This window comes from Massilia antarctica (assembly GCF_015689335.1).
Taxonomy (GTDB): domain Bacteria; phylum Pseudomonadota; class Gammaproteobacteria; order Burkholderiales; family Burkholderiaceae_D; genus Telluria_A; species Telluria_A antarctica.
In genome coordinates this window covers 824274-846315 of record NZ_CP065053.1, presented here as the reverse complement: position 1 = coordinate 846315, position 22042 = coordinate 824274, and the positions used below count along the sequence as shown (strand labels likewise).

Below are 22042 nucleotides of genomic sequence, written 5' to 3'. Positions count from 1 at the left end.
GATTGCTGTCGCACCGGACGGACAAATCGCTGTTGCCCGTCGTTTCTAGTAAAAAAAGCTGCTAATATTAATGAGAACCTGCAAGGTTCACCGGGCCAGAATCGGGCTCCATGACGCCAAACCGGAGGGGGCATTATGAAGATTTTTTTCAAAGCGTTAGCGATGTTTGTTCTTGCCATCGGCATGCAAGCCGGCGCCGCCGCGGAAGAGAAACGCACGCCGGAGGAAGCAATCGCCATGGTAAAAAAAGGGGTTGCGTATTACAAGGAAGTGGGCCGTGAAAAAGCTATAGCCGCATTCAATGACCCCAAAGGGAAGTTCGTCGACGGCAGCCTGTATATCTTTGCCTACGACATGAAGGGCATCAACCTGGCCAGCCCCAATCCAAAAATTATTGGCCGCAATATGTATGAAGTGAAAGACCAGAATGGTGTGCGCACCGTCAAGAGCTACATCGATGTGGCACAACAGAAAGGCAGCGGCTGGGTCGATTTCGTCTGGCCCCATCCGCAAACGGGAGCGCTGCAACCGAAGTCGGCCTATATTGAAAAGGTCGACGATATCCTGATCGCTTGCGGCATCTACAAATAAGGCAATCCCAGCACGGCGGTCCCCCGCCGTGCTCCACACCCAACTCAGAACCGGTGGCGTACCCCGGCCGCGAAGCTGCGGGCACGCGACGATGCGGTGATCTTGTCGGACATGAAGATCGTGTATAAGTCGGTGCGCTTGGACAGGTTGTGGTCGTACCCGACACTGAGCGTATCGCGTTTGAGGTCTGCCGCGAGCAAGTTGCCGCCACGTTCGGTATTGGCATAGCCGACCAGGATGGCGCCGCTGGCGGTCGGCACGCTTGCCCCCAAGGTAAATGTCTTGTCGTCCATCTCGCGGGCGGCGGCGGCATCGTCATTGTTTTTTCGGTAAGTGACGAATGCCTTAAGCACCGAAAAATCGTAGCGTGCACCCAGGTAGAAGCCGGTTTGCTTTTCGATGCTGCTGTAATCGTTTGGCGCTTTGGTGGCGTCGAGGATCGGCAGGCCGCCATTCGGATTACTCACCCGCACGGTATGGTAGACCGCGGTCAAGCCGAGCGGACCATTATTGTAGTAAGCGTTGACTGCGACGTTCTTGTTGCTGCTCTTGCCGGCTTGCTCGCCCGGCGCATAATAGAAATTGAACTGGAAGTTATTCACCACAGGCGTGGAATACTGGATCTGGTTGCTCCAGCCGCTATCGCCAGCCGTGGTGGCGACCCATTTGCGCGCACCGACAGTTCCGGTCGGCACGTAGGTGTGCAGGATCAGCGGGGAAAACTGGAAGGAATCGCCGAAGGGGTTAAATAGCACGGCAGGCAGGAAACTCGGCGCGCTGGTGCGCCCCACCGTGATTTTTCCGAAACTGCCCGACAGCGCGAGGAAGGCGTCGCGCGAGAACAGGTTGTCGCCGCCGAAGCGTCCCGAGGCGCCGGTGTCGGCAAGGAAGAAGCCGTTGAGCATGAACTCGGCTTTCAGGCCGCCGCCCAGATCCTCGACGCCGCGAAAGCCAAACCACGAGGTCGACATGCCGCCATTTTGCACCACCGTGCGGCGTGCAGGTTCACCGCTATACTGCAACGATCCAACATACTGATCGACCAATCCACCGATTGTTACCGACGACTGGGCAGATGCCCCGCCTGCCGCCAACATCAGAATACCGCCCCATATCGCCTTTGCCGTTTTCGACATCTCAATATCTCCTCAGTATTTTTGTCATCGAGATCCATTGCACTTGGAAGCTGGTGGTCCGGCAGCGAGGTGTTCGGCCGGAGCCACTGAGTCCAGTATAGCGTCGCCATGAACACACATTTTCGGGGGCCGCGAAATTTTTTCATGAATCTGCACACCTCGAAAAAGCAAAACAAAGTACGATGAATTTAAAATCAATTTTGCTATGCATTTGCGAAATATTTCCGCCTTTGGGAACATTCTTTGATGAGAGAAAGACTAGGCCCCATCCCCTTCGAGCAGCTCGCGCCGCAGCAGCAGGCCGTCGCCCAAGCCATCATCGACGGCCCGCGCGGGGCGCTGTACGGGCCGTTCGTGCCGCTGCTGCGCAGCCCGGAGCTGATGGAGAGCGCGCAGCGCATGGGCGAGTACCTGCGCTACCGCAGCGCGATCGGCACGCGCCTGTCGGAAATCGCGATTCTGGTGACGGCGCGCGAGTGGGACCAGCAGGTCGAGTGGGCGATCCACGCGCCGATTGCCGAGCGCAGCGGGATCGAGGCGGGTATCGTCGCGGCCATTGCGCAGCGCCGCAAGTCGCCGGCGATGCTGGTCGATGAAGCGCTGGTGTACGATTTTTGCGTGGAGCTGCACAGGAACAAGCGGGTCAGCGATGTGACCTATGCCAACGCGCTGGCGCTGTTCGGCGAAAAAGGCGTGGTCGATTTGATGGGGATCAACGGGTACTACACTTTTTTGGCGATGGTGATGAACGCGGCACAGACCGCGGCGCCGGTATCGACGGCGGCGCCGTTGCCGGAGTAGTAGCGTTCACGCCGGCTGCGCGGCTTATCCAGGATGAATTTATTTCGGGATGAATAGTTTCGGCATCGCATTGGCATGCGGATGAGCCCGCGCGGCATTCGATGCTGCCGAGCACGGGACATCAGCAATTACTCGCTGGCGGTGCTTGTCGCGCGCCGATGCCGGACGCCGTTGTCGGCAATCTCTCGAAGCACGCTGTCGGAAAACTCTGATTTTCCGAACAGGGCGAAGGCCTGCTCGGAGGTCAACGGCCTGCAGCGCGGGAAGTGAAAGATGCCGTTCTCCGGAAGAATTTCGTTCTCATCGCGGACCGCTGTGGCAGCGATTTTTTTTCGCAGTTCGTCCGATGCACGCCGGTACTTTGCGAGCTGGTCTGCTTGCGCTTTGGTAAGTGATGTCATGGTGTTCACCTCAAGTATGATTGCTTTGGTGATTGCAACGGTGGTCAAAAATCCGCCAGGGTCGTCCAAAGATAGTTTATCAAAATCGACCACGATCGACTGGTCGGGCTTACATCAAACTGCATCGGACGCCCACTGCCGCAGGCGTCCCACCACTGCGGGGTGCGAGCGAGGACCTCCTGTACCGTGCGCAACCCATGCATCGACGCAAGGGGATGCCCGCTCATTTCGGCGGCGTTCACAGGCGCGTCGAAACCGAATTTAGGCCAGACGCGATACCCGATATACGCGTCGGGATCGGTCTGGTGCAGAGGTCCCCGTCCTGCGGCGTAGAGCTGGATATGATCGAAGCCGAGACGGTAGGCGGTGACCGCCATCATGCCAAACGCAACGGTGCAAAGTCTGGCTGGTGCATCCGGGCGCAGCTTCATCCTTCCGATATGCAAAGCGGCGGACCAAACGCCAGGCGTTTTTTCCAGGGAGAAGACAACGACGCTGTTTTGCTCGTCGTCCGGGACGAAGGAGTTGACGAAATGGATTTTCGTGCCCGCCGGTGCGTTGCCATCCTCGTTCACGTTGAGTACTCTTACCGTTGACCTGTCCGGTATCATAAAAAGGCGCGCGCTCGTTTCGGTATTCAGTCTGACCGGTTGGCGGCCTTTTAGTTCCAGCCAGACGCCATCGAAGCTGTTTCCCAGCCAGTCATACAGTTCGCCCCGGAAGTCACTCCGCGCGATGTCGTGGTCGAGTAAAAGCGATTCGATTTTTCGCATATCGTGCTCGTCGCATCGGAGGTCGATGGTCATGATGGAAGATGTCGGAATGGGCGAGGCTTGGCGCTTTGCCGTAGTGGCTGCCTTCGATGCGCAGTGAGAATGCAGACAGCGTACGCGGCATCGTCACGCGCGCACAGGCCGCTCCGACCTTAAGCGACAGCGACTGTGTACGCCTCAACGATTGATTCGGAATATTGAACTTTGACAGCCGCCGAAAGAACGAGATAGATGAAATTCGATCGTGTCTTGACCGTCCACGTTTTTTACGACGGCAATTTGCTCGGCATCGCCGAGCTGGACGGCGTTGCGCATATTTATGCGAATGGGTATATGTACGGCCTGGAAGAGCGTGACGAGGAGGTTTATTACCTGTCGCCGATTGCGCCCGAGCTGCTGGCGCTGGTGATGGAAGACTGGGCCATCTGGGTCCGCTATCTCGCGGCCAGCGGAACGCCGGAAGCGGCCGATGCAAGGCACCCTGCGCTGGCGCGCGATCGCGAACGGCATGACGCCCTGGAACTGGCCATCGGCGACAGGGTGGCGATCGACCCGGACAACCACAAGCGCTTCAAGGCCGTGTTCTGGGCATCAACCTCGCCGCCCGACCCGCAAGCCTTGTGGGACGGCCAGCGCGTCCAGTGGAGGCCGGTGCGTCGCACCGGCCGCGACGCACCGGCCGCGCCGGATGAGGCAGTGCCGCGTTAAGCGAGCGCGTCCTTCGCCGCTTCTTCCGGCGTCAAGCCATCATAGAACTGGTCGGTAAACCACTCGACCTGTTCCTCGATATGGTCTTGCGCCTGCTTCTGGGTTGCGCCGCCGGCCACCAGGAAACCTTCCACCTCGATGCACCAGTGAATCAGTGCCAGGGTTTCTTCGTCGAGTTCTTCTTTTTTGGCCATGGTGTTACCTCTTTCAGCGTTGTTATCCAAGCGCAGATGATAACCGATCACTCGCCCAGGTCAGTCACCATGCCCCACTTGGCAAACTCCGGTTCGAACTCCGCCAGGGTCAGCTGGCCGACGCTGGTATAGGCGCCGATCTTGTCCAGGGTGCCCGCCGCCAGCCGGCGCGCCAGCAGGGCCGCGGCCATGCACGGGATTTCCGGGCCGTGGTCGTGATCGGCGGCGATGTGCCAGGCGCGCTGCACAGGCGCCCCATCGGCGTCCAAGCCGTGCACGCGCACCACCATCCCGCCCAGGGACGAACCGAGGAAATTCAAGCCGTCGGCGGCGCGGTTGAGCAGGGCGGCCAGGCGTTCGGGATGAGGCACCAGCCCCATGCGGCGCAAGCCCGCCAGCGCCGCCATGCCGCGCTGGCTGACGCCGACCTCCAGCGCGGCGCGAAACATCACCGACTTCACACCCGCATAATGGGCCGGGAACAGTTCGAGGTCGGGAATGTCGCACAGCGATGCCAGGCGCGGGCGCAGGCGTGCGTATCCGACCATCTTCGGCGCCGCCCAGCCCAGCTCGGTGACCCAGCGGCCATCCTGCCAGACTTGGATCGGCGCGCCGCAGTAGCTCAGCACCGCGGCCATGGTCGCCACCCCGCGCGGCGCGGTCTGGGCCGGGGCGATGCACATGTCGATGGACGTGATGCCGCGCCAGCCCGCCGTCAAGTGGTCGACCACGGCCGACGACATGGCCGGCACGCTGCTCGCGCCCGTGATGGCCACGCGCTGTTGCTGGCGGAAGGCCTGGTCCAGCGCGGCCGGAAAGTCGCACACGAAGCGGCGCCCGTCGGCCAGGTCGATATAGTGCGCGCCGGCGGCGGCCGTGGCCAGCGCGGTGCTGTAATCCTGTTGCTGGAAAGGGCCTGCGGTGTGGATGACGAGTTCGGCGCCGAGGGCGCGCAGCGCTTGCGTCAGATGGGGATCGTGGATATCGATGCGGGCCGCTGCCGCGCCATGCCCGCAGGCACTGGCCAGGGCGCTGGCCTTGTTCAGGTCGCGCCCGGCGACGATCAGTTCGATGCCGGGGCCAGGCGCCAGGGCGCGGCAGATGCGGGCGCCGAAGTTACCGTATCCGCCGAGAACGACCGTTTTCACCTTGGCTGGCTCAGGCCGCGAGGCCCTTGGCCAGCAGTTCGGCGACGACCTCGTTGAGGTCGGCATCGCGTTCCTTGGCCAGGGTTTGCAGTTGCAGCACCAGATCGCTGTTGAGTTTGACGGCGAACGGGACCAGGCCCAGAGCCTGATCGCGCTTGCGCTGTTCGCGGCGGTCGACGATGGCGTTGTCGGCGTTGCCGAAGCCGGCCGCGCCCGGGGCGACCATCTTGCCCATCAATTTTTTGGCGTCACTCTTTGCCATGCCGGTTTTTTTCATTGTCTGCCTTTGCTATCAAAGAACGCATTCTACGCTCTCTGCGGTAGACGGACTGAAGTCGCACGGCTGGCCGTGTGAATCAGGCCAGGACTTTCTTGAGCCAGACGCCGATATCGTCGATTTCTTCCTGGCACAGCGAATGCTGCATCGTGTAATCGTGCCATTCCACTTGATAGCCGAGCGAGGTGAGCAAATCGCGCGAGTCGCTGGCGCGGGCGATCGGAATCATGCCGTCGTGCTGGCCGTGCGCCTGGAAAATCGGGGTCGCCATACTTGCTTCCGAACGTTCGGCCGCGATCTTGTCGGCCAGCGGCACATAGCCGGATAAACACATCAGCCCGGCCAAGGTTTCCGGATGGCGCAAGCCGGTCTGCAAAGTCATCGCGCAACCCTGCGAGAAGCCCGCCAGGATGATGCGCGAGGCCGGAATGCCACGCGCTTTTTCGCGCGCGATCAGGGCTTCGACCTGCAACTGCGAGGCGCGCAGGCCGGCTTCGTCTTCGCGCCGGCCAAGGTCGGCGTTGACGATGTCGTACCACGAACGCATCACGTAGCCGCCGTTGATCGTCACCGGCATCGTATTGGCATGCGGGAAGACGAAGCGGATGGCGGGCAAGCCTTTCAAGTCGAGTTCGCTTGCCAGCGGCACGAAGTCGTTGCCGTCCGCACCCAGGCCGTGCATCCAGATGATTGCCACCGTCGGGTTGGGGGCGGTTTCGATTTCGATGTTGTCTAACAGTTTGCTCATGCGTTGTTCCCGGTGGACGGCGCCGGACGCAGCGCCGATTTCGGCCGGAATGCCTTGCATACGGCCGGGTTGGTTTCCATATATGGCCCGCCGATCAGGTCGACGCAGTAGGGCACGGCCGCGAAAATGCCGCCGACTAGTTGCTTGCCGTCAGCATCTTTCAGGCCTTCGAGGGTTTCCTTGATCGCCTTCGGCTGGCCGGGCAGGTTCATCACCAGCGCCGCGTGGCCATCGATTTCGCGGATCACGGCGGTCTGGCGCGACAGGATCGCGGTCGGCACGAATTGCAGGCTGATCTGGCGCATCTGCTCGCCGAAACCGGGCATTTCCTTGGTGCCGATGGCGACCGTGGCCTCGGGCGTGACGTCGCGCCGCGACGGACCGGTGCCGCCGGTGGTCAGCACCAGGTGGCAGCGTACAACATCGACCAGCTCGACCAGGGTCGCTTCGATGCGCGCCCGTTCGTCGGGAATCAGGCGCGTTTCGATGCGGTAGGGGGTGGTGAGGGCGCCGGCCAGCCAGTCGGCCAGGGCCGGCAAGCCCTTGTCTTCGTACACGCCGCCGCTGGCGCGGTCGGAGACCGACACCAGGCCGATCACCAATTGCGCGGAATTACTCGTCGTCGGACTCGTCATCGATCGGCTCGCCGTCCTCGTCTAAATCCGCAGCCGCAGGCTTGGCGGCGGCCTTGCGCTTCTTGTCGATATCCTTGAGGATCTGGTAGATCTCGCGGTAAGCCTTGGGCGGCTTGTTCTCGGCCTGTTCCTTGCGCGCATTGCGGATCAGGGTGCGCAGGTGCTGCACGTCGAGTTCCGGATTTTCTTCGAGCAGCACGGTCAGGGCCTTGTCGTCGGCCAGCAGCTTGTCGCGGCGGCGTTCGAGCGCGTGCAGGGCGGCGGTATCGGCCTTGGACATGCCTTTCCAGCTATCGATGGTGCGCTGGATGACGGCCACTTCTTCCTCGTCGAGGGTGCGCATCTTCTTGCCGACGAACTGCATCTGGCGACGCCGTCCCTCGTGGTTGGTGATCAGCTGGCAAGCCAGGATCGCATCGCGCACGTCTTCGGGCATGGGAACGCGCTTGACCCTGTCGCGCGCTTCGGCGACCAGTTCTTCGCCGAGCTTTTGCAGCTCGCTCATCTGGCGCTTGAGTTCGGACTTGGAAGGGCGTTCGTATTCTTGCTCGAACTCGGACGATTGGAAGCCGCAGGCGCCCCGGTTTGGATTTGGCATGATATGGTTCCGATAGGCGTAAAGCCGATCAGTAAAAACTGTAAACGACTGCTATCATACCCGTTTAACCGGACAGCCGAAGAAAACACCACATGAACGACTCCGTCTTTATCCACACCCAGGATCAGCTGCAGCAGCTGGCGCGCGACGTTTTGGCCTTTGCCAAGGAGATGGGCGGCACCGATGCGGCCGTCGACATCAGCGAGGGAAGCGGTCTGTCCGTGTCGGTCCGGCGTGGCAAAATCGAGACGATCGAGCAGAATAAAGACAAGGGCATGGGCGTGACCGTGTATATCGGTCAAAAACGCGGCAATGCCAGCACCTCCGACTTTTCCCCGGCAGCCCTGCGCGCCACCGTCGACGCGGCCTACAACATCGCCCGTTTCACGGCCGACGACGACTGCGCCGGCCTGGCCGACGCCGACATGCTCGAAATGAAGCCGCGCGACCTGCGCCTGTGCTACCCGTGGATGATTTCCACCGAAGAAGCGGTGGTGCTGGCGCAACGCGCCGAAGCGGCCGCCTTCGACGTCGACCCGCGCATCACCAACAGCGAAGGCGCCAGCGTGCACGTGCAGCAGTCGCACTTCGTATCGGCCAATTCGCGCGGTTTCGCGGGCGGCTATCCGTTTTCGCGCCATACCCTGTCGGTGGCGCCCATCGCCGGCAAGGGCGCCAAAATGCAGCGCGACGACTGGTACACCTCGGTGCGCGACCCGAAAAAAATGGCCCAGCCAGAAGCGGTGGGCCGCTACGCCGCCGAACGCGCCCTGGCGCGCCTGAACGCGCGCAAGCTCGATACGCGCACCTGCCCGGTGCTGTTCGAGGCCCCGCTGGCGGCCGGCCTGCTGGGCGCCTTCGTGCAAGCCACCTCGGGCGGCGCGCTGTACCGCAAGTCGACCTTCCTGCTCGATTCGCTGGGGCAGTCGGTGTTCCCTTCGCATATCCAGATCCTGGAAGATCCGCACGTGATCGGCGCGGTCGGTTCGGCCCCGTTCGACGAAGAAGGCGTGCGCACCGTGCGCCGCAATGTGGTCAAGGATGGCGTGGTACAGGGCTACTTCCTGTCGTCATACTCGGCGCGCAAGCTGGGCATGAAAACCACGGGCAACGCGGGCGGTTCGCATAACCTCACCATGAGCTCGACCCAGACCAAACGCGCCGACGACTTCGCCGGCATGATCAAGAAGATGGGCCGCGGCCTGCTGGTCACCGAACTGATGGGCCAGGGCACCAATTACGTGACCGGCGACTATTCGCGCGGCGCTTCCGGTTTCTGGGTCGAGAATGGCGTGATCCAGTATCCGGTCGAGGAAATCACCATCGCCGGCAACATGAAGGATATCTTCCAACAGATCGTCGCCATCGGCAATGACGTGCTCATCCGCGGCAACAAGCAGACCGGCTCGATCCTGATCGAAAACATGGTCGTGGCCGGCAGCTGATCGCCACTGACGCTCTCGCGCGTGGGCACCTTGTGTCCACGCGAAACACCCCTGCCAATCCTCCGCGGCATCCTGTAAGACTCCTGTAAGATAAATTACATTGCATGCTTGCCTAGACGCAAATACACTAGCTCTAGCAGCATGACATTGGTGGTTTTTCCGTGACGTAAACACTTCAGGAGACACAGACATATGGAACGTCGTTCCTTTATTAAAAAAGCGGCAGCCGGCGCCGCAGCGGGCGCAGTCGCCGCACCGGCCTTGGCACAGTCGCATCCCACCATCAACTGGCGTCTCGCCAGCAGCTTTCCCAAATCACTGGATACCATTTTCGGCGCTTCCGATATCCTCACCAAGCGCGTTTCGGAACTGACCGGCGGCAAGTTCAACATCCGCTCGTTCGCGGCCGGCGAAATCGTGCCGGGCCTGCAAGTGCTCGACGCGGTCCAGGCCGGCACTGTGGAAATCGGCCACAGCGCGTCCTACTATTACTTCGGCAAGGATGCCACCTTTGCCTTCGATTGCGCAGTCCCGTTCGGCCTGACCTCGCGCCAGCACACGGCCTGGTACCAGGAAGGCGGCGGACGCGAATTGACGCGCAACTTCTTCAAGGGTTACGGCATCGTCAACTTCCTGGGCGGTAATTCCGGCACCCAGATGGGTGGCTGGTTCCGCAAGGAAATCAAGTCCGTGGAAGACTTGAAGGGCACCAAGATGCGGGTCGGCGGTTTCGCCGGCAAGGTGCTGGAACGGCTGGGCCTGGTGCCGCAGCAACTGGCGGGTGGCGATATCTATCCTGCGCTGGAAAAAGGCACGATCGACGCGGCCGAATGGGTCGGTCCTTACGATGACGAAAAACTGGGCTTCTACAAGGTCGCGCCATATTACTACGCGCCGGGCTGGTGGGAAGCGGGCGCGAGCTTCTCCTTCTATGTGAACATCAAGGAGTGGGAAAAGCTGCCCAAGGAATACCAGGCCGCGCTCGAATGCGCCACGTATGAAGCGCACATCGGCATGCAGGCCGAGTACGACGCCAAGAACCCGGCGGCCCTGGCGCGCCTGCTCAAGAACGGCGTCAAGCTGCGCACCTTCTCGAAAGAGATCATGGATGCCTGCTACAAGGCGGCGCAGGACGTGATGAACGAAGAAGCGGCCAAGAACGCCAAGTTCAAGACCATCTACGAGCCGTGGAAGCGATTCCGCCAGGACCAGAACATGTGGGCCTCGGTGTCCGAAGCAGTCATGGTGGACTACATGATCAAAGCCGGGCGCAAGTAAAAATATCCCTCCTTCCCTGCGCGCTAGCGAGGGGCGGCGTCGGGCCAGGCAAAGCGTCTGGTGCGGCGCCGTTATTCATTGAAGTGACTATGAAAAGAATCCTGTTCCTGGCCCTGATCGCCGGCGGCGCCTTGTATGCCTACAAGAGCGGGCGCCTGTCCGCTGGCGGCAGCGGCGCGTTCGACAAGGACGGCAAGCCGCTCGTGATGCTGTTCACCAGCGCCGAGTGCGGCGAGCATTGCGACAAGATCCGCAACGAGCTGAAAAAGCGCGTGCCGGCATTCCAGGAAGTGGTCCTCACCGAGCCGGATAAAAAATACAAGGTGGACGCACTGCCGACGGTCATCGCCGGCAAGCAGCGCAATGTCGGCGACGATGTGCATGCCCTGGCCGGGATGCTCGGCGAAGTGCTGGGCAAGGAGGCGCTGACCCGGCGCGAACGCATCGTCATGGCCAACCATTTCGATGCGCAGGACAAGCCCAGGGTGGTGCTGTACGGGACCAAATGGTGCGGCTACTGCAAGGCGCAGCGCGAACTGTTCGAGGAAAAGAAAATCCCCTTCGAGGATGTCGATGTCGAGGCATCGGAAGCCGGCGCAATCGCCTACAACGCGCTCGAAGGCAGCGGTTATCCGCTCACGTACGTGGGATACCGCCGCTTCGGCGGCTACAAGGAAGCCGAGATCCTGGCGGCGGTCGACGAACTGACCAAAAAACCGCAAGCCAATCTGCGCTAGCCCTGCGCGGGAAGTCTTTTCTGCCAATGGCAGGAAGTCTTTTCTGCCAATGGCAGGAAAGACGGCCTTGGAATTTGTGGTCAGAAAAACGCTGAACCTGACGCCATCGAATCCAGAGGCCGGTTCCTGGAGAGGTGGGAACCCAAGTTTAGTTTGAGAATCTTTCATCTCGCTTATCCATACCTTCCTGCCGGCACTCAATGATCGATCCGGCCGGCGCGCGGGAGTTAGCCGGGGACCTGGAAAAAACCGTTCATGCTGAGCAGTTTCCCCGCCGCGTCGTATTCGCCATAACTTGTGCCGGTGCCGATGGTCGCGCCGTCCGGCGTTTTCATGTCCCAGCTGGCGATGCTCTTCTGGTGGTGGGACGAAAAGCTGGTGGTGACGAAATGGCCGCCGGGCACCTGCTGGTGGAAGTTCTCCATGTAGGTGATCAGCTCGTCCCAGGAAGCGGCCTGCACCAGCGGATCGGTGTAGACGGCGCCTTCGGTGAGCGCCTCGGCGAAGACGGCCAGGCGGCCGGCCCGATCCGTCATTTTCCAGGCCGACGTGTATTTTTCCCAGGTGTTCTGCAACGTTGCATTCATGTTTTCTCCTTCGGTGGTGGGCAATCTTCGATCGGAATCGCATAGTGCATCAGCGACTGGTCCGAGGTGGGGCTGTAGGCCGCGCCGTAAAACTCCAGGTCGGCGGCGTAACTGTGTCTGCGGCCGCTGCGCGGCAGCCAGGTCGAGTAGATATAGTTGACGGTGCTGTCGACCAGCTTCACCGCGCCCCTGTGCGCGAACCTGGCGTAGGTCGCCGCCGGATTGGTCAGCGCCAGCATGCCGGCCGGGATGGCGGCCAGCTGGCTGACCTCGATCGCGCAAAAGTACTCCAGCTCGTCGCTGTTGGCGCGCAACTGCCGGACCACGCCGTAGCAGGTGCCGCCGACCGTGTGCTCGATCTCGGACAGGCGCGCCAGGAATTGCTGCCACAGCGGCGGTAGCCGTTCAGCGATGTTGTTTTTCTCCGAGTCGGTGCCGAAGTAGCTGGTGCGCATGCCGACCAGGTGCATCTGCGCCTGGGTGTAGATTTCCGGCTCGGCGCTGATGCCCTGGGCGATGTGCGCCAGGTAGTCCTGGTCGAATCTGGCCTTCGGCGGGAACGGGCGCCGCTTGCCCGCCTTGCGGTAGCGCGCCGGCGTATCGTCGAACGCCGCCTTGAACGCCCGCGTAAAACTCTCCTGGCTGTCGAAGCCGGCTTCGACGGCGATGTCGATGATCCTCCTGTCGGTGTTGAGCAGCAGGTCCAGGGCCCGCGCCAGCCGGCGCGAGCGGATGTAATCCTTGACGGTGTCGCCCGTCAAACCCTTGAACATGCGCTGGAAATGCCACTGACTCATGCCCGATTCGCGCGCCACCACGCTGATGGCGATGGGCAGCGCGAGATGGCCTTCGATGTAGTCGACGCCGCGCTGGATTTGACCGAGATAGTTCATGTGCTCTCCTGATGGAGCACATGATAAGGGAAGCGCCAGTTCGACTTTTGATATTTTGTGCTGGCTAAAAAAGGGCGGAAACTTTGCGGGACGGGTTAGCACAACGCGCGCGTAACCCGGCACGCAGCCACTTGCCGCACCGGCGGCCGCCCCTCCGATGAGCTCAGAAGCGGTAGCCGGCGCCCACGGAGACCAGGACCGGATCGATCTTCACGGTACTGACCTTGGCGCCCGCGATCATCACATCGCTGCGGATATTGATGCGCTTGATATCCAGGTTGACCGACCATTTTTTATCGATCCTGAAATCGACCCCGGTCTGCAGGGCCAGGCCCACGCTATGGTTTTCCAGGCCGCCCGCGCCGTCCAGCAGCTTGACCTGCGAGATGCGCGTGTAGTTGATGCCGGCGCCCAGGTAAGGCTTGAACTGGCCGATTGGGTTGAAGTGGTACTGGCCCAGCAGGCTTGGCGGCAGGTGCTTGAAGCTGCCGATCCTGGCGCCATCGAGCATCACATCATGTTTTTGCGGATAGGTCAGCACCAGCTCGGCCGCCAGGTTGGGCGTGAAAAAATAGCTGACGTCGACTTCCGGGATGGTCTTGTCGGACACCGAAATGCGGTCCGATGCACCGACGCCGGCGACCGGCGTGGACTTGTCGGCCGTGTTCAGGTGCGCGGCGCGCGCGCGCACCAGCCATGCTCCATCCTGGGCTTGGGCATCAATGGCGATCAGGCCCAGCATGCTCACTGCGACTGCTAACAATTTGCTTTTCATCACTACTTCCTTCTTCGTTTGTCATTGGGTATGGAAGAAGTTTATTGATTGGCCCCAACTAAATCGTTGATGTGAATCAAAAAATCGAAGCAATGACGAAAAGCCGTATCACATCAGGCCGGGTGGCGCAGCGCTTGCAGGATCGGTTGCAGCACCGCGGCGCCCAGGCGTGCGCTGCGCGCGCCGTCCCAGCCGCAGATCGGATCGGGATCGTTGGCATTGTCCTTGAACGGCAGCTCCAGGGTCAGCGACAGGCAGCCGAAGGCGTGGGTGATATGCGGCGAACCCATGGTGATGGTTTCGTCGGTGTAGGGCGAGTCGCCGTAACCGTGCACGTCCTGGAAGTCGGGGCTGGCGATCTTGAAGTCGTCGGCGAAGCGTTTTTCCTGCGCGGCCTGTGCCGGCGTGAAGGTCGGCAGCGAGTTGCTGCCGGCCACGAACACGTAAGGCAAGCCTTCATCGCCATGCACGTCGAGGAACAGGTCGCAGCCGGTTTCCTTCATCTTGTTCTTGACCACGAACACTTCCGGGCTGCGTTCCATGGTTGGCGTATTCCACTCGCGGTTGAGGTTGGCGCCGGCCGCGTTGGTGCGCAGGTTGCCGCGCACCGAGCCGTCCGGGTTCATGTTCGGCACCACGTAGAACACGGCTTGCTTGAGCAGCTGGCGGCCGAAGGCGTCGGCCGGGTCGAGCAGGGCGTCGAGCATGCCCTCGACGAACCACTCGGCCATGGTTTCGCCCGGATGCTGGCGCGCGATGACCCATACTTTCTTCTTCGCGGCCGGGTCGCCGATGACCAGCACGTTCATGTCGCGCCCTTCGACACTGCTGCCCAGGTCCAGCATGCGCACCTGTTCGGAGAGCTGGGCGCGGTCGAGCAGTTCCAGGTGGCGTTCCCACGAGTAGGGCTCGAAGTAGGCGTAGTAGACGCTATCCATCTCGGGCGCGTGGGAGATCGTCATCACCTCGCCATCGAAGCTGGTGGGCACGCGGAACCACTCCACGCGGTCGTAACTGGCCATGGCCTGGTAGCCTTCCCAGCCGGCCGGATAGGCGCTCTTGCCGGCGTTGAGGAAGCGGATCGTGCACGCTTCGCCCTGCGCACCCTGCAGGCGGAAATAAAACCATTGGGTGATGTCGGCGTGCGAGTCGCGGCGGATGTTCAGGTCGATCGAGGAGGCGCTGGTGGCGCTCACGATATCGATGGCGCCGGCGTCGAACTGGCTGCTGATTTTGATAGACATGGTGTGTCCCTGGCTGGTGAATGAGAGGCGCGCCTGGTTTGCGCGCGAGGCGTCATGATACGCCTTCGGATTAAACACGGAAAACAGGGCGAAAACCGCCCTGTTTGGGATTTATGCTGATGTTTTGAACACAGCGAAGGAGAACGGCATGAACAAGACCTATCACGGCAGCTGCCATTGCGGCGCGGTGCGCTACGAAGCCGACATCGACCTGAGCCAGGGTACGGGCAAATGCAATTGCTCCATCTGCCGCAAGACGCGCGCGTGGAATGTGACGATCAAGCCGGAAGCGTTTCGCTTGCTGGCTGGGGAAGAGCAACTGAGCGATTACCAGTTCGCGACCAAGAGTGGGCATCATCTGTTCTGCCGGCAATGTGGGGTGCGCTCGTTCGGGCGCGGGTATGTGGAACAGATGGGCGGGGCGTTCGTGTCGATCAATCTGGCCGCACTGGACGATGTGACGCCGGAAGAGCTGATCGCGGCGCCGGTGAAGTATTCGGATGGCTTGCACAATAACTGGTGGAACGTGCCGGCGGAGACGCGGCATTTGTAGTATCGGAGCAGATTGTTGTTTACTCGCAGACCACCGTCATCCGGGCACCCTCCGTCATCCGCGTACCCACCCCGTCGTCCCCGCCTGCGCGGGGACGACGTGGAAACTCCAACTCAGCAATCGTAATTCATGCTATCGCGCGGATACGCCATCGGATTGCGGATCGCCTCCAGGGTCAGATCGACATCGAGCGCCGGCCAGTACAGCCGTCCGGTGCTCACGCACTTGACCGCGCAAATCTGCGCAATGGTCGCGTGCTCGAAGACCGGAAACTCCACGAACGGCAAGTACAACTCTTCCTCGCCACACTGCAGCCAGAAGCCGTGCGGGCTCAGGCTCGTCACGTCGGCGCAGGAAAAATAGATGCCATCCATAATCAGTCCCCGGTAAGCGACGCACCCAGGCAGGGTCGCCGCATCGAAGGTATCAAATGCGCCGGCCGATTCGTTTGACCTGGCGCAAATGAGCCCTAAGCTACTTTCTTCCTATCGAAATCAGATAGTTCTGCATCACTTGCTCGGATACCGAGGCCCACATGTTCTGGTCCTGGCGGAACCGCTTCCATGGATCGTACACTTTTTTGAACTTGGCGTTCTTCGACGCTTCCTCTTCCATGACCTGGGTCGAGATCTTGTAGGCCTCGTCCATGATCGCCTTGGAGAAGGTGTGCAGCTTGGCCCCGTTCTTGATCAGGCGCGCCAGCGCGGCCGGGTTCTTGGTGTCGTACTCGGCCTGCATCGTCACGTGGCACTCGTAACTGGCCGCTTCCACCGCCGCCTTGTACTGCGCGGGCAGCTTTTCCCATTCCTTGATGTTGATGTAGAACGATAGCTGCGGCCCGGCTTCCCACCAGCCCGGCGCGTAGTAGTGCGGCGCCACCTTGGCCAGGCCGAGCTTTTCATCGTCGTACGGACCGACCCACTCGGCCGCGTCGATCGTGCCTTTTTCCAGCGCCGCATACACGTCGCCGGCCGGAATCTGCTGCGGCACCGCGCCCATGCGCTCCATCACGCGGCCGGCGAAACCGGCGATGCGGATCTTCATGCCCTTGACGTCTTCCAGGCTCTTGATCTCCTTGCGGTACCAGCCGCCCATCTGGGTGCCCGTGTTCCCCGCCATGAAGTTGATGATGCCGTAGCCCTTGAAGAAGTCGCGCATCAGTTCACGCCCGCCGCCCTGGTCGAACCAGGCGGTCTGCTGGCGCGAGGTGAGGCCGAACGGCACCGCGCAGTCGAAGGCGAAGGTGGCATCCTTGCCGAAGTAGTAGTACGACGGCGTGTGGCCCATTTCGACCGTGCCTGCCTGCACCGCATCCATCACCTGCAGGCCGGGCACGATATCGCCGGCGGCGAACTGGCGGATCTGGAAGCGCCCGCCGGTCAGTTCCGCCACGCGCTTGGTAAAGGCGTCGGCCGAACCGAAGATGGTGTCGAGCGACTTGGGAAAGCTCGACGCCATGCGCCATTTGACTTCAGGATTAATTTGCGCCAGCGCCGGCGTGGCAATGACGCCGGCTGTGGCGCCGAGCGCGCTTTTGGTGAGGAAGGAACGACGTTGCATGACAGTCTCCGAGTTTTTTGTAATGTGGCTGAGGGACGTGGGCCCAATTGTAGCCGCTTGTGCGCGCAAAAGTTACGTGTAATTGTAGCGTCGCTATTGCGGCCCCGGCGACCCATTTTGCGAGGCGCCTTGCGCGCCGCCGTCGGCCAGCCCGCCGAAGCGCTGGAAGAAGCCGGCATCGGCCTGCGGCGCGCCATCGTCCTCGCGCCGCAGGGTGTCCATGATGTGCGTTTCCGCGCCTGTGTAGGTACGTGCATACACGGCGCGCGCCAGTTCGTAGGCGCTGCTGCCGGGCCATGGATCGGGCAGCAGTTCGATTGGCAGCATCGGGTCGTGCAGCTGCACGCGCCGGTAGGCATGGACCAGCAGCGTGCGGATCACGAACGCCTGCTCGGGCGCGAGCGAATCATCGCTTTTCAACAGGTCCAGCAAGGGCGCGAAACGTTCGATGAAGTGGCGGTAGCCCTGGACCACGCCTGACAAGTCCCAGCCTTCGCGCACCAGGTCCTGCAACGGCCTGCTTGATACGCCCGGCAGTGCGCTGGCCCGGCACACGAACAGCTTGTCCTTCACGCCCACGCGCGCAAGCAGTTCTTCGAGAACGCCGGCATTGCTGGCCGGGTGGCCGAACATGCCGGGCGCGATCATGGCATAGCCCTCCCACAGCATTTCCTTGCGCAGCAGCGCGCGCTCGGGCGCGTCGATGCTGCCCGCGCCGGAAAGCACCAGGGTCCAGTTGCCGTCCCAGTGCGCGGTCAGCGGCGCGTAAATGCGCCGGTTGGCGCGCTCGAAACGGGGCAGGGCTTGCGGCAGGATGGCGTAGGAACTGCGGCGCCCGTCGCGGTTGGCCACCAGCCAGCCTTCCTGCGCCAGCCGGAAAACGCTGGTGCGCAGCAGGCGGTCGTTGACGCCGAAGGGCGCCAGCAACTCAATCAGGCTGCCTAGCCAGATGGTGCCGCCGTGCGGGGCGATGGCATCGCCGAAAATCGTCATCACAAGGGACTTGGAACGGGGCGGATCGCTGGCGAGAAAGTCGGCGATCCATGCTGTGCTGGTAAGTTGTTTCATGGGTGCATGGTCTGGCGCGCTGGGGTGATTGTCAAGCAAAGCAGCCGTTTACTTTACTGCCTGTTGGGCGCAGCATGGTTTTTTGCTATCGGTCTAAACTTGATCAGATACATGTATACAATATGACTCAATTAAACTGTGTACATCTGATTTTACGTATCGTATTATCGGTCGATCGCCTTTGCAATGGGAGAAGCACCATGTACGCACAACTCGTAGAAACCGGCCTCAAGAAAGTCCAGAGCGCCGAGGACATGGATGAGCAGGAGCGCGAGTTCCAGGCGCGCATCGATGCCGGCGTCAAGATCGAAGCCAAGGACTGGATGCCCGAGGCTTACCGCAAGACCCTGATCCGCCAGATTTCCCAGCACGCGCACTCCGAAATCGTCGGCCAGCTGCCCGAAGGCAACTGGGTCACGCGTGCCCCCACGCTCAAGCGCAAGTCGATCCTGCTGGCCAAGATCCAGGACGAGGCGGGGCACGGGCTGTATCTGTATAGCGCGGCCGAAACGCTTGGTGTCTCGCGCGACGAGCTGCTGGCCGCCCTCCACTCGGGCAAGGCCAAGTATTCGAGCATCTTCAATTACCCGACCCTGTCGTGGGCCGACATGGGCGCCATCGGCTGGCTGGTGGACGGCTCGGCCATCATCAACCAGATCCCGCTGTGCCGCTGCTCGTACGGTCCGTACGCGCGCGCCATGATCCGCGTCTGCAAGGAAGAATCCTTCCACGCGCGCCAGGGCTACGACATCATGATGAGCCTCGCCCAGGGCACGCCCGAACAAAAGGCGATGGCGCAGGATGCGCTGAACCGCTGGTGGTGGCCATCGCTCATGATGTTCGGCCCGTCCGACGCCGAATCGGTCAACAGCGCGCAGTCGGCGCAGTGGCGCATCAAGCTGTTCTCGAACGACGAACTGCGCCAGCGCATGGTCGACCAGACCGTGCCCCAGGCCGAGTACCTGGGCTTGACCGTGCCCGATCCGGACCTGAAGTTCAACGCCGGGACGGGTCACTACGAATTCGGCGAGATCGACTGGAGCGAGTTCCAGAATGTCCTGAAGGGGAACGGCCCGTGCAACCGCGAGCGCCTGCGCACGCGCGTGAAAGCGTACGAGGACGGCGCCTGGTTCCGCGATGCGCTGGTCGCCTACGCCGACAAGAAATCCGCGCGCGCCGCCGCTTGAGTCCCACCACATTGGAGAATAAAAATGAGTAAAGAATGGCCCCTGTGGGAAGTCTTCATCCGCAGCCAGCACGGCCTGGCGCACAAGCACGTGGGCAGCCTGCACGCGTCGGATGCCGAAATGGCGGTCAATAATGCGCGCGACGTCTACACGCGCCGCAACGAAGGCGTGTCGATCTGGGTCGTGCGCGCCGCCGACATCGTCGCCAGCAGCCCGGGCGACAAATCGGCCTTGTTCGAGCCGTCCAACAGCAAAGTCTATCGCCACCCGACCTTCTTCCCAATGCCGGAAGAAGTCAAGAACCTGTGAGCGTGCCCGTGGACGATGTCGTGAAAAATAAAATCGAATACCTGCTGCGCCAGGGCGACAATGCCCTGATCCTGTCGCAGCAGTTGTCCAAATTATGCGGCAAGGGGCCGGCGCTCGAAGAAGACATGGCGCTGACCAACGTCGCCCTCGACCTGCTCGGCCAGACCCGCATGTGGCTGACCTACGCCGGCGAACTGGAAGGGCGCGGCCGCACCGAAGACCAACTGGCCTTCCTGCGCGACGTCCACGAGATGCGCTGCTGCCTGATGGTCGAACAGCCCAACGGCAATTACGCCGACACCATGGTGCGCCAGTTCTTCTTCGACACCTGGCACTACTTCCTGATGCAGGGGCTGGCCAAGTCGGTCGATACGCGCATCGCGGAGATTGCCGAGAAATCGATCAAGGAAGTGACCTACCACCTGCGCCGCAGCGGTGACCTGATCGTGCGCATGGGCGACGGCACGCCCGAAAGCCACGCCAAGACCCAGGCCGCGGTCAACGAACTGTGGATGTACAGCGGCGAGATGTTCCTCTACGACACAATCGACAACGCCATGGTGGAGCAGGGCCTCGCGCCCGGCGCCGACGGCTTGCGCGCCGCCTTCATCGAACATGTGTCCGAGATCTTCGCCGAGGCGACACTGACGATGCCCGATCCGGCGGCGTGGATGCAGCGCGGCGGCAAAACCGGCCGTCACAGCGAGCACCTGGGTTTCATTTTGGCCGAAATGCAGTTCCTGCAGCGGTCGTACCCCGGGGCCGAGTGGTAATGAGCACGCAGCCGGCCAGCACGGAACAGGTCTGGGCCTGGCTGGGCGAGGTCAGCGACCCGGAGATCCCGGTGATCTCGGTGGTCGACCTGGGCATCGTGCGCGCGGTGGCATGGGAAGACACTACCTGCGTGGTCACCATCACGCCCACGTATTCCGGCTGTCCGGCCATGACGGTGATCGCCGATTCGGTGCGCGATGCGCTGCACGGTCACGGCGTGCCCGAGGTGCGGCTGGTGAACCAGCTTTCGCCGGCGTGGACTACCGACTGGATGAGCGACGCCGGCAAGGCTGCCTTGAAAGGCTACGGCATCGCCCCGCCCGCGCAGCAGGTGATCGACATCAGCGGCCTGCATGCGGGTGTCAAGCGCGTGGCGGCGCCGAAGCTGGTCGTCATCTGCCCCAATTGCGATTCCGGCCACACGGAGCTGACCAGCCAATTCGGCTCGACGCCGTGCAAGGCGCTCTACAAGTGCCTGGACTGCCGCGAACCGTTCGATTATTTCAAGTGCCATTGAGTTATCACGAAGGCTGTTATGAGCAAATTCTATCCCCTGACCGTCGCCAAGGTGCGCAACGAAACGCGCGATACCATCGCCGTCACCTTCGCCGTGCCGGACGACCTGGCCGCCAGCTTCGCCTACCAGCAGGGCCAGCACCTGACCCTGCGCGCGCGGATCGGCGACGAAGACGTGCGCCGCTCCTACTCCATCTGTTCGGCGGTGCAGGACGGCGCGCTGCGCGTGGCCATCAAGCGCACCCAGGGCGGGCTGTTTTCGAGCTGGGCCAATGAACACCTGAAGGTCGGCGCGGTGCTCGACGTGATGCCGCCGATGGGGCACTTCAACGTGCCGCTGGCGCTTGACAATGCGCGCCACTATGTCGCCTTTGCGGCCGGCAGCGGCATCACGCCGATCCTCTCGATCATCAAGACCACCTTGATCACCGAGCCGAAAAGCCGTTTCACCCTGTTTTACGGGAACCGCGCATCGTCGTCGGTGATCTTCAAGGAAGAACTGACCGACCTCAAAGACAGCTACATGGAGCGCCTCAACCTGGCCTACGTGATGAGCCGCGAGCAGCAGGACCTTGAAATGTTCAACGGCCGCATCACCAAGGAAAAGGTCGAGCAGTTCATCAAGCACTGGATCCGCATCGACGATATCGACATCGCCTTCATCTGCGGGCCGGAAGACATGATGCACGGCGTCTCGGCGGCGCTGCAGGAAGCCGGCATGCCGAAGCGGAATATCAAGGTGGAGCTGTTCGCCGCCAGCATTCCCAAGCACCAGCACAAGCCGCGCCAGTTCGACGCGCTGGTGCGCCACGAGACCGAGGTCACCGTCATTTTGGACGGCAACCACACCAGCTTCACGATGGACAAGGACAAGGAATCGATCCTCGACGCCGGCCTGCGCGCCGGCATCGACATGCGCTACTCGTGCAAGGGCGGCGTGTGCTCGACCTGCCGCTGCAAGCTGGTCGACGGCAAGGTCGACATGGACGCGAACTACGCGCTGGAAGACTATGAGATCGCGCGCGGTTTCGTATTGAGCTGCCAGAGTTTTCCGGTGACAGATAAAGTGGTCGTCGATTTCGACCAGCACGAATAATCCAACCTAC

General features: G+C 61.7%; 28 protein-coding genes. 12 read left to right on the top strand and 16 right to left on the bottom strand.

Going from position 1 to position 22042, the window contains the following annotated elements; all coding sequences use genetic code 11:
* The first annotated feature begins 135 nt into the window (after nucleotides 1–135).
* The gene (locus IV454_RS03795) at nucleotides 136–591 is read left to right on the top strand and encodes a cache domain-containing protein (protein ID WP_229423555.1); all 456 of its coding nucleotides are present in this window, start codon (nucleotides 136–138) and stop codon (nucleotides 589–591) included.
* 44 nt (nucleotides 592–635) lie between these two features.
* Here the strand turns inward: IV454_RS03795 and IV454_RS03790 are convergent, their stop codons facing one another.
* Nucleotides 636–1688, bottom strand: a complete 1053-nt coding sequence (locus tag IV454_RS03790) for a porin (RefSeq protein WP_229522290.1) — start codon at nucleotides 1686–1688, stop codon at nucleotides 636–638.
* Between the two features lie 285 nt (nucleotides 1689–1973).
* Here IV454_RS03790 and IV454_RS03785 point away from each other — a divergent pair, with 285 nt between their 5' ends.
* Nucleotides 1974–2528, top strand: coding sequence for a carboxymuconolactone decarboxylase family protein (locus tag IV454_RS03785; protein WP_206090392.1), 555 nt, complete (start codon nucleotides 1974–1976; stop codon nucleotides 2526–2528).
* A gap of 128 nt (nucleotides 2529–2656) precedes the next feature.
* Here the strand turns inward: IV454_RS03785 and IV454_RS03780 are convergent, their stop codons facing one another.
* Nucleotides 2657–2929 (bottom strand): hypothetical protein, encoded by a 273-nt coding sequence (locus IV454_RS03780; protein WP_206090391.1) that lies wholly within the window; start codon nucleotides 2927–2929, stop codon nucleotides 2657–2659.
* A 44-nt stretch (nucleotides 2930–2973) separates the two neighbouring features.
* On the bottom strand, nucleotides 2974–3735 hold the full coding sequence (locus tag IV454_RS03775; RefSeq protein ID WP_206090390.1) for a hypothetical protein: 762 nt from the start codon (nucleotides 3733–3735) through the stop codon (nucleotides 2974–2976).
* Nucleotides 3736–3933: 198 nt separating this feature from the next.
* Here IV454_RS03775 and IV454_RS03770 point away from each other — a divergent pair, with 198 nt between their 5' ends.
* Nucleotides 3934–4410, top strand: a complete 477-nt coding sequence (locus IV454_RS03770) for a hypothetical protein (RefSeq protein ID WP_206090389.1) — start codon at nucleotides 3934–3936, stop codon at nucleotides 4408–4410.
* Here the strand turns inward: IV454_RS03770 and IV454_RS03765 are convergent.
* The 6 genes from IV454_RS03765 to yjgA all read right to left on the bottom strand — a co-directional run bounded on the left by IV454_RS03765 (nucleotide 4407) and on the right by yjgA (nucleotide 8010).
* Nucleotides 4407–4604: a hypothetical protein gene (locus IV454_RS03765; RefSeq protein WP_206090388.1), complete on the bottom strand. Its 198-nt coding sequence runs from the start codon at nucleotides 4602–4604 to the stop codon at nucleotides 4407–4409. The two genes, IV454_RS03770 and IV454_RS03765, sit on opposite strands and share 4 nt — an antisense overlap.
* A gap of 47 nt (nucleotides 4605–4651) precedes the next feature.
* Complete coding sequence (locus tag IV454_RS03760) at nucleotides 4652–5752, bottom strand: saccharopine dehydrogenase family protein (RefSeq protein WP_206090387.1); 1101 nt, start codon at nucleotides 5750–5752, stop codon at nucleotides 4652–4654.
* Nucleotides 5753–5762: 10 nt separating this feature from the next.
* Entirely contained in the window at nucleotides 5763–6029 is a 267-nt protein-coding gene (locus tag IV454_RS03755; RefSeq protein WP_206090386.1) for a hypothetical protein, read from the bottom strand.
* A gap of 79 nt (nucleotides 6030–6108) precedes the next feature.
* On the bottom strand, nucleotides 6109–6777 hold the full coding sequence (locus tag IV454_RS03750) for an alpha/beta hydrolase (RefSeq protein WP_206090385.1): 669 nt from the start codon (nucleotides 6775–6777) through the stop codon (nucleotides 6109–6111).
* Entirely contained in the window at nucleotides 6774–7412 is a 639-nt protein-coding gene (gene mog, locus IV454_RS03745) for a molybdopterin adenylyltransferase (RefSeq protein ID WP_206090384.1), read from the bottom strand. The genes IV454_RS03750 and mog overlap by 4 nt, the downstream gene beginning before the upstream one ends.
* Nucleotides 7390–8010: a ribosome biogenesis factor YjgA gene (gene yjgA / locus IV454_RS03740; protein WP_206090383.1), complete on the bottom strand. Its 621-nt coding sequence runs from the start codon at nucleotides 8008–8010 to the stop codon at nucleotides 7390–7392. Before yjgA ends, mog begins: the two co-directional genes overlap by 23 nt.
* A 92-nt stretch (nucleotides 8011–8102) precedes the next feature.
* On the opposite strand from yjgA, the gene pmbA reads away from it, so the two are divergent.
* The 3 genes from pmbA (at nucleotide 8103) to IV454_RS03725 (ending at nucleotide 11470) form a co-directional block, all read left to right on the top strand.
* A complete protein-coding gene (gene pmbA / locus IV454_RS03735; protein ID WP_206090382.1) occupies nucleotides 8103–9455 on the top strand; it encodes a metalloprotease PmbA in 1353 nt (450 codons plus the stop codon).
* Nucleotides 9456–9647: 192 nt separating this feature from the next.
* Nucleotides 9648–10733, top strand: coding sequence for a TRAP transporter substrate-binding protein (locus IV454_RS03730; RefSeq protein ID WP_206090381.1), 1086 nt, complete (start codon nucleotides 9648–9650; stop codon nucleotides 10731–10733).
* An 89-nt stretch (nucleotides 10734–10822) separates the two neighbouring features.
* Nucleotides 10823–11470, top strand: a complete 648-nt coding sequence (locus IV454_RS03725; protein ID WP_206090380.1) for a glutaredoxin family protein — start codon at nucleotides 10823–10825, stop codon at nucleotides 11468–11470.
* 227 nt (nucleotides 11471–11697) lie between these two features.
* Here the strand turns inward: IV454_RS03725 and IV454_RS03720 are convergent, their stop codons facing one another.
* From IV454_RS03720 to IV454_RS03705, 4 genes are all read right to left on the bottom strand, one after another.
* Nucleotides 11698–12057 carry a nuclear transport factor 2 family protein gene (locus IV454_RS03720; protein WP_206090379.1) on the bottom strand — a complete coding sequence of 120 codons (360 nt, stop codon included), beginning with the start codon at nucleotides 12055–12057 and terminating at the stop codon, nucleotides 11698–11700.
* Nucleotides 12054–12950 carry a helix-turn-helix domain-containing protein gene (locus IV454_RS03715; RefSeq protein ID WP_206090378.1) on the bottom strand — a complete coding sequence of 299 codons (897 nt, stop codon included), beginning with the start codon at nucleotides 12948–12950 and terminating at the stop codon, nucleotides 12054–12056. The genes IV454_RS03720 and IV454_RS03715 overlap by 4 nt, the downstream gene beginning before the upstream one ends.
* Nucleotides 12951–13113: 163 nt before the next feature.
* Nucleotides 13114–13725: an OmpW/AlkL family protein gene (locus tag IV454_RS03710; RefSeq protein ID WP_206090377.1), complete on the bottom strand. Its 612-nt coding sequence runs from the start codon at nucleotides 13723–13725 to the stop codon at nucleotides 13114–13116.
* 113 nt (nucleotides 13726–13838) lie between these two features.
* Nucleotides 13839–14969, bottom strand: coding sequence for a M14 family metallopeptidase (locus IV454_RS03705; RefSeq protein ID WP_206090376.1), 1131 nt, complete (start codon nucleotides 14967–14969; stop codon nucleotides 13839–13841).
* A 148-nt stretch (nucleotides 14970–15117) separates the two neighbouring features.
* Between IV454_RS03705 and IV454_RS03700 the strand changes: the two genes are divergently transcribed.
* Nucleotides 15118–15522 (top strand): GFA family protein, encoded by a 405-nt coding sequence (locus tag IV454_RS03700; protein WP_206090375.1) that lies wholly within the window; start codon nucleotides 15118–15120, stop codon nucleotides 15520–15522.
* 113 nt (nucleotides 15523–15635) lie between these two features.
* Here the strand turns inward: IV454_RS03700 and IV454_RS03695 are convergent, their stop codons facing one another.
* The 3 genes from IV454_RS03695 to paaX form a co-directional block, all read right to left on the bottom strand.
* Nucleotides 15636–15896, bottom strand: a complete 261-nt coding sequence (locus tag IV454_RS03695) for a DUF2442 domain-containing protein (protein ID WP_054268387.1) — start codon at nucleotides 15894–15896, stop codon at nucleotides 15636–15638.
* A gap of 100 nt (nucleotides 15897–15996) precedes the next feature.
* Nucleotides 15997–17082, bottom strand: a complete 1086-nt coding sequence (locus IV454_RS03690; protein ID WP_206090374.1) for a TRAP transporter substrate-binding protein — start codon at nucleotides 17080–17082, stop codon at nucleotides 15997–15999.
* Nucleotides 17083–17175: 93 nt separating this feature from the next.
* Entirely contained in the window at nucleotides 17176–18150 is a 975-nt protein-coding gene (gene paaX / locus IV454_RS03685) for a phenylacetic acid degradation operon negative regulatory protein PaaX (protein WP_206090373.1), read from the bottom strand.
* Between the two features lie 200 nt (nucleotides 18151–18350).
* On the opposite strand from paaX, the gene paaA reads away from it, so the two are divergent.
* The 5 genes from paaA to paaE are packed head-to-tail and all read left to right on the top strand — an operon-like array spanning nucleotide 18351 to nucleotide 22032.
* Nucleotides 18351–19337, top strand: coding sequence for a 1,2-phenylacetyl-CoA epoxidase subunit PaaA (gene paaA, locus IV454_RS03680; protein WP_054268389.1), 987 nt, complete (start codon nucleotides 18351–18353; stop codon nucleotides 19335–19337).
* Nucleotides 19338–19361: 24 nt separating this feature from the next.
* Entirely contained in the window at nucleotides 19362–19646 is a 285-nt protein-coding gene (gene paaB / locus IV454_RS03675) for a 1,2-phenylacetyl-CoA epoxidase subunit PaaB (RefSeq protein ID WP_054268390.1), read from the top strand.
* Nucleotides 19647–19666: 20 nt separating this feature from the next.
* A complete protein-coding gene (gene paaC, locus IV454_RS03670; RefSeq protein WP_206090372.1) occupies nucleotides 19667–20419 on the top strand; it encodes a 1,2-phenylacetyl-CoA epoxidase subunit PaaC in 753 nt (250 codons plus the stop codon).
* Nucleotides 20419–20937, top strand: a complete 519-nt coding sequence (gene paaD, locus IV454_RS03665; RefSeq protein ID WP_206090371.1) for a 1,2-phenylacetyl-CoA epoxidase subunit PaaD — start codon at nucleotides 20419–20421, stop codon at nucleotides 20935–20937. The genes paaC and paaD overlap by 1 nt, the downstream gene beginning before the upstream one ends.
* An 18-nt stretch (nucleotides 20938–20955) precedes the next feature.
* Nucleotides 20956–22032, top strand: a complete 1077-nt coding sequence (paaE, locus tag IV454_RS03660; RefSeq protein ID WP_206090370.1) for a 1,2-phenylacetyl-CoA epoxidase subunit PaaE — start codon at nucleotides 20956–20958, stop codon at nucleotides 22030–22032.
* The last annotated feature ends 10 nt before the right edge of the window (nucleotides 22033–22042 follow it).

Bases quoted from the DNA above. Each gene is read 5' to 3' on its own strand.
- IV454_RS03795 (WP_229423555.1), top strand. From the start codon at position 136: ATGAAGATTTTTTTCAAAGCGTTAGCGATGTTTGTTCTTGCCATCGGC.
- IV454_RS03790 (WP_229522290.1), bottom strand. From the start codon at position 1,688: ATGTTGGCGGCAGGCGGGGCATCTGCCCAGTCGTCGGTAACAATCGGT.
- IV454_RS03785 (WP_206090392.1), top strand. From the start codon at position 1,974: ATGAGAGAAAGACTAGGCCCCATCCCCTTCGAGCAGCTCGCGCCGCAG.
- IV454_RS03780 (WP_206090391.1), bottom strand. From the start codon at position 2,929: ATGACATCACTTACCAAAGCGCAAGCAGACCAGCTCGCAAAGTACCGG.
- IV454_RS03775 (WP_206090390.1), bottom strand. From the start codon at position 3,735: ATGACCATCGACCTCCGATGCGACGAGCACGATATGCGAAAAATCGAA.
- IV454_RS03770 (WP_206090389.1), top strand. From the start codon at position 3,934: ATGAAATTCGATCGTGTCTTGACCGTCCACGTTTTTTACGACGGCAAT.
- IV454_RS03765 (WP_206090388.1), bottom strand. From the start codon at position 4,604: ATGGCCAAAAAAGAAGAACTCGACGAAGAAACCCTGGCACTGATTCAC.
- IV454_RS03755 (WP_206090386.1), bottom strand. From the start codon at position 6,029: ATGAAAAAAACCGGCATGGCAAAGAGTGACGCCAAAAAATTGATGGGC.
- IV454_RS03750 (WP_206090385.1), bottom strand. From the start codon at position 6,777: ATGAGCAAACTGTTAGACAACATCGAAATCGAAACCGCCCCCAACCCG.
- mog (WP_206090384.1), bottom strand. From the start codon at position 7,412: ATGACGAGTCCGACGACGAGTAATTCCGCGCAATTGGTGATCGGCCTG.
- yjgA (WP_206090383.1), bottom strand. From the start codon at position 8,010: ATGCCAAATCCAAACCGGGGCGCCTGCGGCTTCCAATCGTCCGAGTTC.
- pmbA (WP_206090382.1), top strand. From the start codon at position 8,103: ATGAACGACTCCGTCTTTATCCACACCCAGGATCAGCTGCAGCAGCTG.
- IV454_RS03730 (WP_206090381.1), top strand. From the start codon at position 9,648: ATGGAACGTCGTTCCTTTATTAAAAAAGCGGCAGCCGGCGCCGCAGCG.
- IV454_RS03725 (WP_206090380.1), top strand. From the start codon at position 10,823: ATGAAAAGAATCCTGTTCCTGGCCCTGATCGCCGGCGGCGCCTTGTAT.
- IV454_RS03720 (WP_206090379.1), bottom strand. From the start codon at position 12,057: ATGAATGCAACGTTGCAGAACACCTGGGAAAAATACACGTCGGCCTGG.
- IV454_RS03715 (WP_206090378.1), bottom strand. From the start codon at position 12,950: ATGAACTATCTCGGTCAAATCCAGCGCGGCGTCGACTACATCGAAGGC.
- IV454_RS03710 (WP_206090377.1), bottom strand. From the start codon at position 13,725: ATGAAAAGCAAATTGTTAGCAGTCGCAGTGAGCATGCTGGGCCTGATC.
- IV454_RS03705 (WP_206090376.1), bottom strand. From the start codon at position 14,969: ATGTCTATCAAAATCAGCAGCCAGTTCGACGCCGGCGCCATCGATATC.
- IV454_RS03700 (WP_206090375.1), top strand. From the start codon at position 15,118: ATGAACAAGACCTATCACGGCAGCTGCCATTGCGGCGCGGTGCGCTAC.
- IV454_RS03695 (WP_054268387.1), bottom strand. From the start codon at position 15,896: ATGGATGGCATCTATTTTTCCTGCGCCGACGTGACGAGCCTGAGCCCG.
- IV454_RS03690 (WP_206090374.1), bottom strand. From the start codon at position 17,082: ATGCAACGTCGTTCCTTCCTCACCAAAAGCGCGCTCGGCGCCACAGCC.
- paaX (WP_206090373.1), bottom strand. From the start codon at position 18,150: ATGAAACAACTTACCAGCACAGCATGGATCGCCGACTTTCTCGCCAGC.
- paaA (WP_054268389.1), top strand. From the start codon at position 18,351: ATGTACGCACAACTCGTAGAAACCGGCCTCAAGAAAGTCCAGAGCGCC.
- paaB (WP_054268390.1), top strand. From the start codon at position 19,362: ATGAGTAAAGAATGGCCCCTGTGGGAAGTCTTCATCCGCAGCCAGCAC.
- paaD (WP_206090371.1), top strand. From the start codon at position 20,419: ATGAGCACGCAGCCGGCCAGCACGGAACAGGTCTGGGCCTGGCTGGGC.
- paaE (WP_206090370.1), top strand. From the start codon at position 20,956: ATGAGCAAATTCTATCCCCTGACCGTCGCCAAGGTGCGCAACGAAACG.